The 14,824-nt window shown below is 43.5% G+C and carries 18 protein-coding genes and 1 tRNA gene; 8 read left to right on the top strand and 11 right to left on the bottom strand.

Annotated features, from left to right (window positions below; genetic code table 11):
- Both mraY and ACOOFG_RS03720 read right to left on the bottom strand, forming a co-directional pair.
- Window positions 1-1,200 (bottom strand): phospho-N-acetylmuramoyl-pentapeptide-transferase, encoded by a 1,200-nt coding sequence (mraY, locus tag ACOOFG_RS03725; protein ID WP_420422301.1) that lies wholly within the window; start codon window positions 1,198-1,200, stop codon window positions 1-3.
- Between the two features lie 29 nt (window positions 1,201-1,229).
- Window positions 1,230-2,540 carry a UDP-N-acetylmuramoyl-tripeptide--D-alanyl-D-alanine ligase gene (locus ACOOFG_RS03720; protein WP_420422300.1) on the bottom strand — a complete coding sequence of 437 codons (1,311 nt, stop codon included), beginning with the start codon at window positions 2,538-2,540 and terminating at the stop codon, window positions 1,230-1,232.
- Window positions 2,541-2,619: 79 nt separating this feature from the next.
- On the opposite strand from ACOOFG_RS03720, the gene ACOOFG_RS03715 reads away from it, so the two are divergent.
- From ACOOFG_RS03715 to ACOOFG_RS03680, 8 genes are all read left to right on the top strand, one after another.
- Complete coding sequence (locus ACOOFG_RS03715) at window positions 2,620-3,246, top strand: hypothetical protein (RefSeq protein WP_420422299.1); 627 nt, start codon at window positions 2,620-2,622, stop codon at window positions 3,244-3,246.
- A gap of 68 nt (window positions 3,247-3,314) precedes the next feature.
- Window positions 3,315-4,028 (top strand): hypothetical protein, encoded by a 714-nt coding sequence (locus ACOOFG_RS03710; RefSeq protein WP_420422298.1) that lies wholly within the window; start codon window positions 3,315-3,317, stop codon window positions 4,026-4,028.
- Between the two features lie 84 nt (window positions 4,029-4,112).
- Window positions 4,113-4,601 (top strand): hypothetical protein, encoded by a 489-nt coding sequence (locus tag ACOOFG_RS03705; RefSeq protein ID WP_420422297.1) that lies wholly within the window; start codon window positions 4,113-4,115, stop codon window positions 4,599-4,601.
- 100 nt (window positions 4,602-4,701) lie between these two features.
- Window positions 4,702-5,346, top strand: coding sequence for a hypothetical protein (locus tag ACOOFG_RS03700; RefSeq protein WP_420422296.1), 645 nt, complete (start codon window positions 4,702-4,704; stop codon window positions 5,344-5,346).
- 51 nt (window positions 5,347-5,397) lie between these two features.
- Window positions 5,398-5,468 (top strand) — tRNA-Cys (locus tag ACOOFG_RS03695).
- 228 nt (window positions 5,469-5,696) lie between these two features.
- Window positions 5,697-6,596 (top strand): hypothetical protein, encoded by a 900-nt coding sequence (locus ACOOFG_RS03690; protein WP_420422295.1) that lies wholly within the window; start codon window positions 5,697-5,699, stop codon window positions 6,594-6,596.
- Window positions 6,529-7,461: a radical SAM protein gene (locus ACOOFG_RS03685; protein WP_420422294.1), complete on the top strand. Its 933-nt coding sequence runs from the start codon at window positions 6,529-6,531 to the stop codon at window positions 7,459-7,461. Before ACOOFG_RS03690 ends, ACOOFG_RS03685 begins: the two co-directional genes overlap by 68 nt.
- Window positions 7,443-8,162, top strand: coding sequence for an SDR family oxidoreductase (locus tag ACOOFG_RS03680; protein ID WP_420422293.1), 720 nt, complete (start codon window positions 7,443-7,445; stop codon window positions 8,160-8,162). The genes ACOOFG_RS03685 and ACOOFG_RS03680 overlap by 19 nt, the downstream gene beginning before the upstream one ends.
- Here the strand turns inward: ACOOFG_RS03680 and ACOOFG_RS03675 are convergent.
- Genes ACOOFG_RS03675 through rpe form a run of 9 tightly spaced genes read right to left on the bottom strand, consistent with a single transcriptional unit; the run spans window position 8,125 to window position 14,766 of the window.
- Complete coding sequence (locus tag ACOOFG_RS03675) at window positions 8,125-8,508, bottom strand: response regulator (RefSeq protein WP_420422292.1); 384 nt, start codon at window positions 8,506-8,508, stop codon at window positions 8,125-8,127. The two genes, ACOOFG_RS03680 and ACOOFG_RS03675, sit on opposite strands and share 38 nt — an antisense overlap.
- Window positions 8,509-8,554: 46 nt before the next feature.
- Window positions 8,555-9,433: a glucose-1-phosphate thymidylyltransferase RfbA gene (rfbA, locus tag ACOOFG_RS03670; RefSeq protein ID WP_420422291.1), complete on the bottom strand. Its 879-nt coding sequence runs from the start codon at window positions 9,431-9,433 to the stop codon at window positions 8,555-8,557.
- Between the two features lie 5 nt (window positions 9,434-9,438).
- Window positions 9,439-9,999, bottom strand: a complete 561-nt coding sequence (gene hpt / locus ACOOFG_RS03665; protein WP_420422290.1) for a hypoxanthine phosphoribosyltransferase — start codon at window positions 9,997-9,999, stop codon at window positions 9,439-9,441.
- Window positions 9,989-11,356 (bottom strand): acetyl-CoA carboxylase biotin carboxylase subunit, encoded by a 1,368-nt coding sequence (gene accC, locus ACOOFG_RS03660; protein WP_420422289.1) that lies wholly within the window; start codon window positions 11,354-11,356, stop codon window positions 9,989-9,991. Before accC ends, hpt begins: the two co-directional genes overlap by 11 nt.
- On the bottom strand, window positions 11,353-11,829 hold the full coding sequence (gene accB / locus ACOOFG_RS03655) for an acetyl-CoA carboxylase biotin carboxyl carrier protein (RefSeq protein ID WP_420422288.1): 477 nt from the start codon (window positions 11,827-11,829) through the stop codon (window positions 11,353-11,355). The genes accC and accB overlap by 4 nt, the downstream gene beginning before the upstream one ends.
- A 17-nt stretch (window positions 11,830-11,846) precedes the next feature.
- Window positions 11,847-12,404 (bottom strand): elongation factor P, encoded by a 558-nt coding sequence (locus ACOOFG_RS03650; protein ID WP_420422287.1) that lies wholly within the window; start codon window positions 12,402-12,404, stop codon window positions 11,847-11,849.
- A 1-nt stretch (window position 12,405) separates the two neighbouring features.
- Window positions 12,406-13,098 carry an HAD family hydrolase gene (locus ACOOFG_RS03645; RefSeq protein WP_420422286.1) on the bottom strand — a complete coding sequence of 231 codons (693 nt, stop codon included), beginning with the start codon at window positions 13,096-13,098 and terminating at the stop codon, window positions 12,406-12,408.
- Complete coding sequence (locus ACOOFG_RS03640) at window positions 13,082-14,047, bottom strand: gluconeogenesis factor YvcK family protein (RefSeq protein ID WP_420422285.1); 966 nt, start codon at window positions 14,045-14,047, stop codon at window positions 13,082-13,084. Before ACOOFG_RS03640 ends, ACOOFG_RS03645 begins: the two co-directional genes overlap by 17 nt.
- Window positions 14,044-14,766 (bottom strand): ribulose-phosphate 3-epimerase, encoded by a 723-nt coding sequence (gene rpe / locus ACOOFG_RS03635; RefSeq protein ID WP_420422284.1) that lies wholly within the window; start codon window positions 14,764-14,766, stop codon window positions 14,044-14,046. Before rpe ends, ACOOFG_RS03640 begins: the two co-directional genes overlap by 4 nt.
- Between the last annotated feature and the right edge of the window lie 58 nt (window positions 14,767-14,824).

Here is a 14,824-nt window from a genome sequence, read left to right as displayed (position 1 = left end):
TTATTGAAACTTGATAGATGCTAAGCCGAACAAGGCCAAAATCAGACCGATGATCCAAAACCGAACCACTACTTTCGCTTCAGGCCATCCTTTAAACTCAAAATGATGGTGAAGCGGAGCGCAACGGAAAATCCGCTTTTTATTTCGGTAACGGTAGCTGAGAACTTGCAGAATTACCGATAAGGCTTCTACGACAAAAACACCACCAACAAGAGCGAGTAAAAATTCACGTCGCAACAAGACGGCTGCTGTTCCTAAAATGCCTCCAAGCGAAAGGGAGCCAATGTCCCCCATAAACACTTCAGCTGGATAGCCATTATACCATAAAAAGCCTAAACAGGCTCCACAAAGGGCGCATAGATAAACGGCAATTTCTCCACTTCCTTCAAGATAGGGAATGTTGAGATAGCGGGCCATTTCAATGTTATTCGACAAAAAGGCAAACAGAGCCAGTACTGCTCCGACAAGTAAAATGAGTCCTGAGGCTAAACCATCGAGCCCATCACTTAAATTGACAGCGTTAGACGCTCCTGTCACCACAAACATGGTGATGAAAAAACCAAGAATCAGCCCTCCCCCTGCAAGGGTGAAGAAGGGGGCTTTTTTGAAGGGAAGAAAATAGCGTCCGTACGTTTCTTGCGAGGTCAACGTCTCTTGTTTCTCGGCAACCTGCTCTTTTGAAACTGGTGGTGAAAACCAACTTCCATGATGCAACGACTCAGTCATCGGCGTCCAAATCAAATAAAGGCCGAGCAGACCCGAAAACAAAATCTGAAAGCCAAATTTTTTCCTCGCACGGAGTCCCTTCGAGTTTTTGTGCTTCATCTTCAAATAGTCGTCAATTCCCCCTAATATGCCCAACCAAACAGTTGCAATGAGGAGAATCAACGTGAAGCTGCTCCTTAGATCCATCCAAAGAAAAAGGGCGACGATCATCGAAACGAGGATAAGCAATCCTCCCATCGTAGGAGTTTCTTTCTTTTTTTGGTGGAGCTCTGCGAGTTGGGGGCAAGCTTCTACCCGAATCGATTGCCCTGTTTTGAGTTCATATAATTTTCGAATCACCCAAGGGCCTAAGAAAATTGTCAGTAAAAGCGTTGTGATAGCGGCTAAAATCATGCGCGTGGAAGAGTACCAAAAAACCGCAGGAATTTTGACTTGAAATTGAGCAACTAAAAACTGGAGAAACATGAGCATCATATGTTTGTATGATAGCAAGAGTGGTTGATCTAGTCCAGAGTCTTCCAGAGCTTTAAGGAATTCGATCCTTTAATGAGAACCACATCTCCTTCTGTTGCAAGCGCCGCAATCCGCTTTTTAGCCTCTTCACATGAATCGACTTTTTCGACAGGTTTTCCTGCTGCTTCAAACACATCAATCATTGGCTGGATTTCGTTTCCAATGCATAGCAAGTGATCGACAATGTCTAATGCATGCTCTGCCACTTCTTCGTGACACCTTTTAGAAAATTTCCCAAGTTCCCGCATATCCCCCAAAAGAGCAATTGTCTTCTTTCCCTTTGGCAAATTGTCTAAAGCAGCTTTCACCGAAACCACACTGGCATTGTACGAGTCGTCGACATATTGAATGCCATCTCGCTGAAAAAGCTGAAACCGGTGTGTGTAGGGCTGCATTGCTGCTGCGCCATGCTGGATTTCATCCCAAGTGAGTTCATGCATGCGAGCAACTGCCGTTGCGCACAAAAAGTTTTCCAGTAAATGGGTCGCTTGAAAGGGCACAGTCAGTGGAGGACTTTCCTTTCCTTTTTCTACGATCACAACCTGATTGCCAGCATGTTTTAGAAAGTAATCGGCATGTGGATCGGTCATGCTATAAAAAGTCTTTCGCACTGCCGCTTCTTGAACGGCAGGAAACTCCATGGTTTCGAGATTAAACAAACCGGCATCGGTCTGCTCAAAAAGCTCCATTTTTGCAGCCGCAATGTCATCTATCGTATCAAAGTTTTCTGAATGGACTAAGCTGACTTTAGTCAAAACTCCAAAATCAGGCGGAGCAATGTCAACAAGCTTTGAGATTTCCCCTGGAAAGCTCATTCCCATTTCTAGCACCAACATCTCAACAGGTTCAATTTGATTGAGGAGCATGAGAGGTAGACTGACTTGTGAGTTCGCGCTCCCCACCGGTTTGGCAAGTCGATACCGCTGACTCAAGAGGTCTGCTATGAACTCTTTTGTCGTTGTTTTCCCAACAGTCCCCGTAATGGCAATCACATAAGGAGGATTTTCTCGATGGAACCACTTGGCTAGAGCTTGCAACGCCACTCGCACATCAGGAACAGGAAATAAAGTGAGGCCAAAGTCGGGCCCTTGATATTTTTGCGAAACAACAGCAGCCAAAGCTCCTTTTTGAGCCACTTCTTCCAAGAAAGCATGCCCATCATGCGTTTCACCTTCAAGTGCAAAAAAGAGTCCTTTGCGCTCGACTTTACGACTATCAAACGCAGCTGAAGAAGGATAGATTTCAGCTCCTTGTTCCAGGCCAAGAAACTCTCCAATTTCTCTTAAATGCTTCGTAATCAAATTTAAACTCTACACAAGTAATGATGAACTCGTTATCATATTTTCCGACTTAGAAAAAATCAAGGTTAGGTAGCTTAACATGGTGCTAGAAATATTTTTTCCTTCGACAAGTTGCGGATTGGCTTCTGTTGCAGACACTTTCAAAGAAAGTGGTAAAGCAGTTGTCACCGACTTTCAAACAACAAAATGCTCTACTTCTGAAAAAGTTCAGAAGTTTGTCACTGGGTTTCAGGACATCGGAGCCCTTGTTCAAAATGTTTCATCGGCAGTTTTTTTCACTTCTTCGATTTCTGGTTATTTTATTTATCAAACCTTCCCTGGCTTCATTTCATTTATGTTCACTCCCCTTCTCCTCCTCGCAAGCTTTGCTTCTGGGGTGATTGGGTTTGAAGTTTATCAGTCGCGAGGAGTTGTCCAAGACCTTCAAGACTGGATTAAAAAGGAATTCCCCAATGGGACAGACCCTTTTTATATTGATGACAAATTCTGCACAAGGTGGGAAACTTTCAAAGAAGATCTTAACGGCCAAACACTGCTGACTGGCTTTGTGTTCAAACACGCGCTAGATCAAAGTTCCGCACTCTTTGAAAAAATGTCTAAAGACCTCTCAACCTTCGATAAATGGTCAGTCGTCCGTTGGTTTCGCGACCCCGATAATAAAAAATGGACTGACCTCTTAGGAAGTTTGAATCCTTTTGGGATTTAAAGTAGAAAAATACGTCCAATCTATTATATAATCACTCGCTTTAGGAACGAAAATTTTAGGTTTACAGCATGAATATCAATGATATTAAAGATGGCATCGCTACTGTTTTTAAAGGCGTCGTCGAGATTCCAGAAAAAATCGAAAAAAGCGCAAAAGCTATCGGAGCTGACTTTACAACTCATCAACCAGTTCCTCAAACAACTTCGGAAAATGTCCAAAAGCTTGTAACAAGTGTCATGGATGCCGTTGCTGTCGTCCAAACTGTAGCAGGAGGAACTCTCGTCCTCTCTTCAGTCTACTATATCCACTCCTACTTCTCGACAGTCTCTTACATTTTCTCTCCGATCACAACACTGACAATGCTCCTATCTGGAATCATTACTTATGATTCGTTTCGCACCTATGAAACTATGAAAGAGCTCAATGATTGGGTGATTAAGCAGTATCCTAATTTTAACGACACCTTTGTGATCAATGATGGCGTGTACAACCGCTGGCTCGAGTTCTCAACACAACTGAAATACCGCACTTGGCTTGTTGAGCCGATTGCTAGACCTTTTATTGAAATTGCAACAAAATACTTTGACCAAATCAAACAAGGATTTCTTAAAGAAAATTTTTACAAAGGAATGCAGATTGCTTCAAATCCAACAACTGACAGATGGATGAAGGCATGGCAATTTACTTTAATGGGCTATTCTGCTGTTTCTCGGGTTGTCAGCCCGCCTCTAAGATACATTGGATCCCTTTGGAGCAGAATGGAAAGAAAGGCATTAGATTAAAAAATCTTTAAAAAACAAATAAACTTGGAGTTAGTGTATAATATTCTCCTAACTAACAAAAATTTTTAAATATAGGAGATGATCATGCAACTCTCGACTGTCCGAGATTATTTGGCGCCAGTCATCGCCAAAGTGACAACCTTGCCTGCCGATCTAAAGGCGCAAGCGATCTCAATCAACGATGAAGCAACTCTTGAAAAAGTGCAAAACTTCGTAGAGATGATGCTCGATAGCGCAAGCTTAGCTCAAACTGTGATTGGTGGAACATTTGCTTTTTCTGCAGTTTTCTACGTCCAATCATACGTTTCAACGTTTGCGACCCTCTTTTCACCTGTCACCTTGATTTCTGCACTTGTTTCGGGCGCACTAATCTACGACTCATACCAAACATATCACGCAGTGAAAGAGCTTCACGAGTGGACTCAAAAGCAAGATGCAGATAGCTTCGACATTGATGATGAAGCTGTGACGACACGTTGGAGCGAATTCCGCAATACCCTTAAATACAACACGACTTTCATCGAGCCTCTTCTTCGCCCTTATTTAGACATCGTTTCAAAACGCGAAGTTTAAAATTTCTTCAAAGGCGCTTTTAAAAAAGCGCCTTTTTCGTTGATCTCATTCTAGGATTTCTTTACCATTAGTACCCGTAAAAGATAAAAATTGAGTAAAAATGACAAATCCTAGCATCAGTCCAGGCATGCTTTACCTCATCACAACTGGTTGGGGGTATGCACAAGACATCTATTGGCTCCTTACGACTGAAGGGGCAAAAGAACAAACCACTGAAAAAATTGAAGAGCTGAAAGACCGGACAGTCGTCCTAGCAACCACCCCAAAAAAAGGGATTTCAGCACCCTTCATTCCGGAACAAATCGCCCCCACAATCGAAAAAATTGATAATATCATGGACTTCATGATCCCAGCGAGCCATTATTTGGGGAAATTGTGCTTTTATACAGCAATTTGTTTCTATGCTTGGCACATCACGACTCGCCTTTTTACAACCATTTCCATAGTCTTCTTTGCAGCTGCAGCTTTTTTTGGAGCCCTATGGGCAGATCTGCGAACAATCAATCAAACAGCAACACTTCTTCGGCGTGATTTTAAACAAATTATGGATAAAGATGAGGGATCCCTTCAGCATTTTAATGTCCGAACAAAGATCGATCTGACCAAAAATATCATCCAAAATTCCAAGTTCCATGTCGAAGAGCTTTCAAAATCTCTTTTTCTCCTGCACTACATTCTCCAAGGGGCGATCAACCAAACTGAAAGCCACTTGAAAGGGTTAGATGAGCAAATTATCTCTTCATAGCCTTGACCCAAACACGTTCATGCCTGATAATGGTTTTCCTTTAAAAAGGTTGGTGGCATAGCCAAGCGGTAAGGCAGGAGCCTGCAAAGCTCTGATCCCCAGTTCGAATCTGGGTGCCACCTTTTTTAGATTGTGGGTGATGAGAGAAAATGCCCTAATCTGCGGGCGTTTCTGGCCGCATTTTTCATCTATTCGCTTGGAAATAGCCATGGCTATTCCGCAGCGCTCAGATCTGAAAAATTCGACCCAGAAACCCTCCACATCTTAGAACATTTTCTCTCATCACCCACAATCAGGTTAAGAATAAAATCTCATTTAGGAACATCTGGTTTAAGGTAGAAAATAGATTTATGATTTGTGTTGAAGTGGCGCTCAAAGCAGAAGCAGGCCCACTTATCGAAGCGCTCGATCTCAAGCCTCTCTCCGGTAATCACCTCTTCCCCATCTGGGAAAATGACCAAATCAAACTGATCGTCTCAGGCGTCGGAAAAATTAAAGCAGGTGCTGCGTGTAGTTATCTCGCAGCCATTCATCGGGACGAAGACATTTACGGCTACCTCAATGTCGGAATCGGAGGCCATCAGCTCCATAGAGTGGGCACTCCTCTTCTCATCCACAAGATTATCGATGAAGGTCGGCGCTTATCTTTCTTCCCAAGTTTTGTCTTCACCCCTCCTTGCCAAACTGAGGTCTGCTTAACGGTTGAAACCCCCGAACATGCGTATGAAACAGACTATGTTTACGACATGGAAGCTGCCGGTTTCTACTCAATAGCTTCCAAGCTCACTCCTCTTGAAATGATCCATGTGTTTAAGGTGATTTCCGATAACGTCAAACACCCTGCAACTGAAGTGAATAAAAAACTCGTTGAAAAGCTGATTGGGGATCATGTCGAACTGATTCAAAAGATCTTAGAAGAAATGCATGGACTCATCGATGAAATTGCCCCTGTAAACATCCCTTTTCTCGATGAATGTTTGAAAAATGGCACTTCACCACTTGTGAAACACACCAACTTAGAAACCACCTTCAACGATGGCAACTGCTCTGCCCTGACCACGTCCTTTTTTCTCAGGATTTCTCGGAGCAGAAAACAGCAAAGGACGCACTTGCGTTTCTTGAAAACCATCTCAAAAATCTCGCCCTTCCTCTCTCATGACGTTTGTCTATGTGGAAAAGGATGTGCAAGCTCACCCCCGCACGTTGAAAGTTCTCGAAAAGCTTCAACCCTCCCAAGTGATTCCCATTGATCGCTACCCAGAGATTTTTAACCGGAAGAGTCAACACTTTCGTCTTCAAAAAAAAGGAGCCAGTTTCATCCTTGCTAAAAAACATGGCACCTTGGTCTACCCCACTCCTCCTGGTTATGGCATTGGGGCAAAACACAACTATTATTTTTCTCACTTTCTCAATTGCCCTTTTGATTGCCGCTACTGCTTTTTGCAAGGAATGTACCGCTCTGCATCTTTCGTTCTCTTCGTTAATTTCGAAGAGTTTCAAGAAGAGATCAAAGAAAAACTTGGTGAAGAAAAAGCCACTTTTTTTTCGGGTTATGATGGCGATAGCTTGGCTATGGACCCAAAAACGGGTTTTCTTTCAGCTTTTCTCCCCTTCTTCCGCGAGCACCCGAATGCAGAGCTTGAATTGCGAACAAAAAGTGTGTTTATTCGAGAACTTTTAGGCCAAGAGCCCTTTCCCAATTGCGTCGTCGCATTTAGCCTGAGCCCTCAGCCCTTAATTCAAGAGCTCGAAAAAAAAACGCCGCCTCTCGCAAAACGGCTTGAAGCGATTCAAAAGTTGCAAAAAGCCGGCTGGAAAATTGGCCTCCGTTTCGATCCCATCATCGATTGTGACAACTTTGAAAAGCATTACACAGATTTTTTCGAAGAGGTCTTTCGCAGCGTTGATGAGAACCTCCTTCATTCTGTCTCTCTAGGGGCTTTTCGATTACCCAAACCTGTCATGAAAGAAATGAAGCGGCTCAAGCCAAACGACCCTCTCCTTGCCATCAACCAAGAAGGCCCAAGGATTCAAGGCAAACTCCGTTTCTGCCATGAGAAACTGCTCAACTATTTTGATAAGAGGAAATTATTCGTATGTGCCGAAGAGTTTTAATTACAGGAACCAGCTCAGGTATCGGACTTGCCATCACAAATCAACTCCTTGCAGCAGGACATGAAGTCTGGGGGCTCTCCCGCAATCCACAAGACAATGAGCATCCTCATTTTCATCCTTACGCAATCGACCTGTCTGATTTGGATTCTCTGCCTGATGAACTCGAGCCCTTTTTAGAAGTTGACGCTGTCATTTGTAACGTCGGACGGGGTCAATTTGGTAATTTAGAGGAATTTTCCTATGAGCAGATTCGCTCTCTTATGGACCTCAATTTTTTAAGCCATGTCTTTTTGATTAAAAAGCTGTTGCCTCATCTTAAAAAACGAGAACGTGCGGATATCGTTTTTATCGGTTCAGAAGCCTCTCTAGTCGGTAAGCAAAAGGGAAGCATCTACTGTGCTTCCAAGTTTGCCTTGCGCGGCTTTGCGCAAAGTTTACGTGAAGAGTGCAGTCGAAGCTCTGTACATGTCTCGATGGTTCAACCAGGAATGGTTCGGACCCCATTCTACGACCCTCTAGGATTTGAACCGGGAGAAGATCCTACACAGGCCATTCTTCCCGAAGATATTGCTGAAATAGTGGAACTCATTTTAAAGATGCGCGCAGGCACAGTATGTGACGAAATCGTACTAAGCCCCATGAAAAAAGTGGTTCAGAAAAAAACTAACGTCTCTCCAGAAGGCTTGCGTATAAAATCCTGAAGCCACTTTCACTGCTAGGTTTTTGTAGGTAACGAATCCCCAAATCATCTATCTTTTCACACACATCTTTCTTTTCATCTGATGTAAAAAGGACAATATCGACAGTCTTCTGCTCTAAAATACGCCTTGCAGCCTCTAGACCAGTCAAAATTGGCATCTGATTATCGAGCAGAACAGACGCATAACGAGAGTTTTCTTTAAATGCATCAACTGCAAGCTGACCATTGCCCACAACTTTAACCTCGAAACCAATTCTAGCAAGAATCCGAGGAGTGGTCATTTGATAAGTTATATCATCTTCTGCATAGAGAATCTGACCAAATTTTATTGTAACTTTGCCTGCCACTGACTTTCCTCCTAATTTGGCTAAGGAAGATAGCAGATGAGGGATTTTAAGCGTTAGATTTCGAAGTGCAGAGCCCTTTGAGGTAACTGCCGTAGGTGCTCTTTTCATGCTTGGAAGCTAATTGAACGAGCTCATCTTGAGTGATCCATCCATTTTGGAAAGCTATTTCCTCGACACAGGCGATTTGAATTCCCTGCCGGTCTTGGATAGCTTGGACATAGTTTGAAGCTTGATGGAGGGCTTCAAAAGTCCCTGTATCAAGCCACGCAAAGCCACGGTCAAAAAGATGCAATCGAAGCTCACCACGTTCAAGATAGGCCCGGTTGACGTCAGTGATTTCCAGTTCATTCCTCCAAGAAGGTTTCAAGGAGCGCGCAATGTCCACAGCCGTTTGGTCGTAAAAATAAAGCCCTGTGACAGCATAAGAGGATGGAGGGTTCGTCGGTTTTTCAACGATGTCTGTCACTTGCATCTCAGAGTCAAATGCAACCACACCATACCGCTCGGGATCTTTTACTTGATAGCCAAATACAATGCCCCCTGATTCGAGATCCCCACATTGGTGCAGAAGATCACAGAGATGGTGGCCGTAAAAGATATTATCGCCGAGGACAAGGGCAACCGTATCATCACCAATAAATGAAGCACCAATTGTAAATGCTTCGGCAATGCCCTTTGGCTCTTGCTGCTCGGCATAAGAGATGGAAAGACCTAAATGACTCCCATCTCCGAAAAGACGTTGAAAGCGAGGAAGGTCCTCTGGAGTTGAGATCAGAAGAATCTCCCGAATATGCGCTTGCATTAAGACAGAAAGAGGATAGTAAATCATCGGTTTATCATAGATGGGAAGAAGCTGTTTGCTTGTTGGATAGGTGACTGGATAAAGGCGGGTTCCAGACCCTCCCGCTAAGATAATCCCTTTCATACTCTCTATGGGTTGATGGCGTAAATGTCGGGCATGCCGCGGTAATACTCTTTGTAGTCTAGACCATACCCTACAACAAAACGGTCTTCAATATCAAACAGACTAAAGTCTGGACTGTAATTGGTTTGATGGGGGACATCTTTTGTTAAGAGAACAAGTGAGCGAAGAGAAGCAGGATTTTTTTGCTTCAGCGCTTCATAGACTTCAGAAAGAGTGTCACCCGTGTCAAAAATGTCGTCAACAATCAGGATGTGTTTTCCTTCCGCATGAATGTTTTCTAATCCTGAAATGATCAGTTCTCCTTTTTGCATGCCACGTTCGCCATAACTTGAACATTCAAGTGCTTCTACACGCATCGGCATATGAAGAAGGCGCATCAGGTCTGCAACAAGAAAGAAGGCCCCTTTCATGAGCATCACAATGGTGATCTCTTCGTCTTTATAAAGATTATCTAGTTCTTGCGCCTGAACATGCAACCTCTCTTTGATTTTTTTTCGGTCGATGAGAAGGTCTAGTTGAAGGGCGTTTCCTGGAGGTTGTCTTTTTTCGAGAAAACTATGATTCATCGTCTGTAAAACTGCATCCTTGCTCAATCAGGCCATCAATGAAATCGAGATTGTATTCGCCTGAGAGAAATTTTTGGTTATCAAGCATGAATTGATGGAAGGAAATGGTCGAATCCACTCCCCCGATATGAAACTCTTTGAGAGCTCTTTTGGCAACACGGATGGCGTCTTCTCTGTCACGCCCTTTCACGATGAGCTTTGCAATGAGCGAATCGTAATAGGGAGGAATTTTGTATCCAGAGTAACATGCACTATCCACGCGGATATTGGGCCCACCTGGTGCAATGTAATATTCGAGCATGCCAGGTGAAGGCATAAAATTTTTCGAAGGATTTTCTGCATTGATCCGAAATTGGAATACGTGCCCATCGAAGTCGATGTTTTTCTGCTTGTAAGTCAGCTTTTCACCCATCGCCATCTTAATTTGCTCTTTCAGTAAGTCAATTCCAGTCAGATCTTCGGTCACAGTGTGCTCGACCTGGATACGTGTATTCACTTCCATGAAGTAGAAGTTTTTCTTCTCATCAAGAAGGAATTCAACGGTTCCGACGGTATGGTACTTGGCAGCTTTAGCAATGTTGACTGCAGCCTCACCCATTTTCTTACGCAGGGCTGGTGTCAAAACGGGACTTGGGGTTTCTTCAATAAGCTTTTGACGACGACGTTGAATCGTGCAGTCACGCTCTCCCAAGTGAACATAGTTGCCGTACTTATCCCCTAAAATCTGAATCTCGACATGGCGAGGATTCATGATCATCTTTTCAAGGTAGATGTCGGGATTTCCAAAGCTCACTTCTGCTTCGGCACGAGCGGCTGCAAACTTTCGAGCAAAGTCATCAGGATCGTAAGCAATGCGGATTCCCTTTCCACCCCCACCAGCTGATGCTTTAATGAAGACGGGAAAGCCGATTTTTTTGGCTTCTTTAAGAGCGATATCAACATTTTCGACGACACCATCTGATCCTGGAATAACTGGGCAACGAGCACTTTTAGCAATCGCCTTAGCATTTGCTTTATCGCCAAGTAGTGCAATCGTCTTGGGCGAAGGTCCAATAAATGTTAAACCGCAACTTTCACAAATAGAGGCGAAGTTCGCATTTTCACTGAGAAACCCATAGCCTGGATGGATTGCGTCTGCACCGGTAATTTCACAAGCTGAGAGAATGTTGGGGATTTTGAGATAGGACTGCAATGCTGGCGCTTCGCCAATGCAGATTGCTTCGTCGGCATGGAGAACATGCAAAGCTTCTGCATCTGCTTTCGAATAAACAGCTACAGTTTGAAGTCCTAGGTCATGACATGCACGGATAATCCGTACTGCAATTTCACCACGATTTGCTACGAGTACTTTTTTCATGCTTCTATCAGAAAAAGTTGGGTTCCAAATTCTACGGGATGGGCATTGTCAACAAAGACTTTTTTAACTTTACCACTTTTCCCGGCTTTTACTTCATTCATAACTTTCATCGCTTCGATGATACAGACAACAGTATCTTCTTTTACTTCGTCTCCAACACTCACAAATGGAGGGTCATCAGGAGTCGGCGATGAGTAAAATGTTCCAACCATTGGAGACTTGATTTCAAAACCAGCGTCATCTGTCGGTTGTGCTACTTGTTTAGGCTCTTCTGCAACCTTATGCTGTGGCTGAGGAGCAGCCGGCTGCATGTGTTGAACGGGAGGTTCCGGATGCTGCACATAAGGCTTCACATGAAAGTCTGGACTCCGTTCTAACTCAAGAGCGAAACCATTTTCTTCTTTCAAAGAAACGCGGGTTGTTCCGCTTTCTTCCATCGCTTCCATGAGTTTTTTTATTGTGTCTAAATCCACTTCAAGTTCTCCATGTCTTATATACGTTGGACGTATTCGCCAACGTGTGTATCAACTTTGATGATATCACCTACTTCTATAAAGAGTGGGACTTCCACTCGTGCTCCTGTTTCTAAAAGTGCGAGTTTGCTCGCGTTTGAAACAGAGACTTTTGATTCTAATTCTTCTAACTTCATCACCATAAGCTCGAGGAACTGAGGAAGTTCAATCGAAAAAATGGTATCTCCATAAAACATCGCTTTCAACTGGATGCTTTCCTTTAAATAGTGGACCTTATCTCCAACTACAGCAGCAGGAACAAGTACCTCTTCGAGCTGGTCGATGTCGAGAAAGAGATGATCCTTACCTTCTAGATACAAATACTCGAGTCGTCTCTCACTTAAGGTCACTTCTTCAACGGGCTGATCGACTTTAAAATTCTTTTCGATGACCTCATCTGACATGAGATCTTTCAGCTTCGTCTTTATAAATGGAACCCCTTTTGCCACGGTTACCCGGACACTAAATTCGACTCGATAGATCTTTCCATCGATCGAAAGGGTCATTCCTGGAGAAATTTGGTTACTTGTTGCCATGTTAACTCATATTTTTAACTTGCTTGGCGATCGGTCCAAGTTCATTGAGATGTAAAATGGTATAATCGACATCCTTTTTTAATCCAGTATTACCTAACCCCCTTCCCCATCTCATTTGAACTGTTTTATACCCAAGTTCTTTAGCTGGAGCAAGATCGATTGAAATTCGATCCCCACAAACTAAAACTTGAGAAGGAGAAATTCCGATCTCTCTCCCGATCGATTCATAAAAACCCTTTTTTCCGGGGCCTGAAAGAGGCCCCTCTTCACAAAAGCAAAGATAACTAAAAAGTTTAATTGGTATCTTAGCACGTCTCATCTTTTCTTTCTGAATATGTTCTTTCCCTTTTGTCACAAGTGCTAACTGATAGGACTCTGCAAGCTCATGTAAGACTTCGATTGCATCATCAATTGGTTGAATCGGTGCAGAGTACACAGGTTCCTCGTAGACTTCTCGCATTCCTTCCTCGTAGCATGAGCTCGGCGCGTCATAAATTTCTAGAAATTCTAAAAGAGCCGTACTAGAACTCGAGTGATTGCGGTCAAAATGGAGCAGTCTTTGATAGGTGTGGTCAAAGTTCGAAACTTCCAGCCCTTTTTTTTGCATGGCTTGCAAAGCATTTCTTAATAAGCCTGGAATGATCGATCCCGATGTGTCGATCAATGTGTCGTCTAGGTCAAAGATGATTAACAATTTTCAATATCTCTTGCGTTACTTGTTTCGATTGGTGCCGAATCAAACTGCGTGTTAATAAGACATCGGCACGGTCTTTTGCTGCAATATCTCCAAGAAGCGGCGCTGAAATGACACGCGAGTCATTGATGTCATTTTCAACCAGTTCCCCCTCACTCGCGTAGCGTTCGATGAGTTCTTTCTCAGGCTTTTGGTTATTCACTAAAATGTAGTCAAAAATATCTTCCCCAATAAAACGGACCACTTCACGGTGGTAGTCGCTAGCCTTAAACCCTGTCGTCTGCCCTTTTCGGTTCATAAGATTACAAATAAAAATCGATTTTGCAGCAGTTTCACGTAAAGCTTGGCTCATCCCTTTAACGAGCAAGTTAGGAATGATCGATGTGTGGAGGCCACCTGGACCCATAATAATTAAATCGGCACTTCGAATTTCATCGAGAGCGCGAGGATTGGCTTGTGGAAAAGGCTCCAAGAAGATGCTTTCGTATCCTTTATCGATCTCATCCGAGAGATAGATTTCTCGCTCACCTTCCAAAACTTTTCGGTTTTTGAGAACCATCTTTAGACGTACTTGGTGAGTTGTCACAGGAATGACTTTTCCCTTGATATACAAGATACGCCCCACTTCCTCGACAGCTTTTTCAAAACTGCCTGTTACCTTTTCTAAGGCTGATAAAAGAAGGTTGCCAAAGCTATGTCCACCAAGCCCTCCATTTTCAAACCGATAGTTCATGACACTCCGCATCAAGCGAGAAGAGTCAGACAAGGCCACTAAACATTGACGGACATCACCTGGAGGTAAAACACCGAGTTCATCGCGCAGTACCCCTGTGCTGCCTCCATCATCTGCCATGGAAACAATTGCAGAAAGATCGAGATCGTAATTTTTGAGTCCACGTAAAACGGCAAAATTTCCCGTTCCACCACCCATCACAACAATCTTTTTCATGCCCCTTCTCCTCGAAGCCCCACAATTTTGGACTTCATATCGTCTCCTTTGAAGAGATAAGTCCCCGCAACAAGATGATTGGCTCCAGCTTTCACACAAAGAGGTGCCGTCTTGTCGTCGATTCCTCCATCTACCTGAATATCAAACTGAGGAAGGGCATTCTCAGGAGCATTTTCATCCTTTGGAACCACTCCACCTTGACGGATGTTGAGCCGATTGCAAAGGTCGCGCGTAAACTGAATTTTATCGAGAACTGCGTCAATGAAAGACTGCCCTCCAAATCCGGGATGCACAGTCATCAGTAGAATTTTATCGCATTTATCGAGGTACTTAGGAATGATCGATTCTGTTGTTTCAGGGCAAAAAGCAAGACCCGCCTTCACATTGCATTTCCGAATGTACGTTAACGTATCTTCGACATCTTCGGTTGCTTCAACGTGAAATGTGATACAGTCAGCCCCATTCTCAATGAGTCGTTCGATATATTCAAACGGTTGGTAAACCATGATGTGCACGTCGATAAATAGATCGGTTGCACGATTCACGGCTGCTAATGCCTTAGGACTTAAGCTGAGATTGGGAACAAAATGACCATCCATAATGTCGAAGTGAATGGCATCAGCACCCGCATCTTCAATCCGTTTAGCTTCATCTGCTAAATGTCCAAAGTCCGCGGCAAAAATTGAAGGTTCAATGTGAACGTAAGGTTTTTTTGACATACTTCTAAAGTATAAAAAAGATGGGTTTAAAAATCGAATATTTCGATCAACGCACAAA

This window comes from Simkania sp. (genome assembly GCF_965215465.1).
GTDB lineage: Bacteria > Chlamydiota > Chlamydiia > Chlamydiales > Simkaniaceae > Simkania.
This window is presented reverse-complemented; position numbering and strand designations above follow the sequence as displayed.

Excerpts from the sequence above, each read along its gene's own strand:
- ACOOFG_RS03715 (WP_420422299.1), top strand. The coding sequence starts at position 2,620 with ATGGTGCTAGAAATATTTTTTCCTTCGACAAGTTGCGGATTGGCTTCT.
- rfbA (WP_420422291.1), bottom strand. The coding sequence starts at position 9,433 with ATGAAAGGGATTATCTTAGCGGGAGGGTCTGGAACCCGCCTTTATCCA.
- ACOOFG_RS03640 (WP_420422285.1), bottom strand. The coding sequence starts at position 14,047 with ATGAAAAAGATTGTTGTGATGGGTGGTGGAACGGGAAATTTTGCCGTT.
- ACOOFG_RS03680 (WP_420422293.1), top strand. The coding sequence starts at position 7,443 with ATGTGCCGAAGAGTTTTAATTACAGGAACCAGCTCAGGTATCGGACTT.
- ACOOFG_RS03650 (WP_420422287.1), bottom strand. The coding sequence starts at position 12,404 with ATGGCAACAAGTAACCAAATTTCTCCAGGAATGACCCTTTCGATCGAT.
- ACOOFG_RS03710 (WP_420422298.1), top strand. The coding sequence starts at position 3,315 with ATGAATATCAATGATATTAAAGATGGCATCGCTACTGTTTTTAAAGGC.
- rpe (WP_420422284.1), bottom strand. The coding sequence starts at position 14,766 with ATGTCAAAAAAACCTTACGTTCACATTGAACCTTCAATTTTTGCCGCG.
- ACOOFG_RS03690 (WP_420422295.1), top strand. The coding sequence starts at position 5,697 with ATGATTTGTGTTGAAGTGGCGCTCAAAGCAGAAGCAGGCCCACTTATC.
- ACOOFG_RS03705 (WP_420422297.1), top strand. The coding sequence starts at position 4,113 with ATGCAACTCTCGACTGTCCGAGATTATTTGGCGCCAGTCATCGCCAAA.
- accC (WP_420422289.1), bottom strand. The coding sequence starts at position 11,356 with ATGAAAAAAGTACTCGTAGCAAATCGTGGTGAAATTGCAGTACGGATT.
- ACOOFG_RS03700 (WP_420422296.1), top strand. The coding sequence starts at position 4,702 with ATGACAAATCCTAGCATCAGTCCAGGCATGCTTTACCTCATCACAACT.
- hpt (WP_420422290.1), bottom strand. The coding sequence starts at position 9,999 with ATGAATCATAGTTTTCTCGAAAAAAGACAACCTCCAGGAAACGCCCTT.
- mraY (WP_420422301.1), bottom strand. The coding sequence starts at position 1,200 with ATGATGCTCATGTTTCTCCAGTTTTTAGTTGCTCAATTTCAAGTCAAA.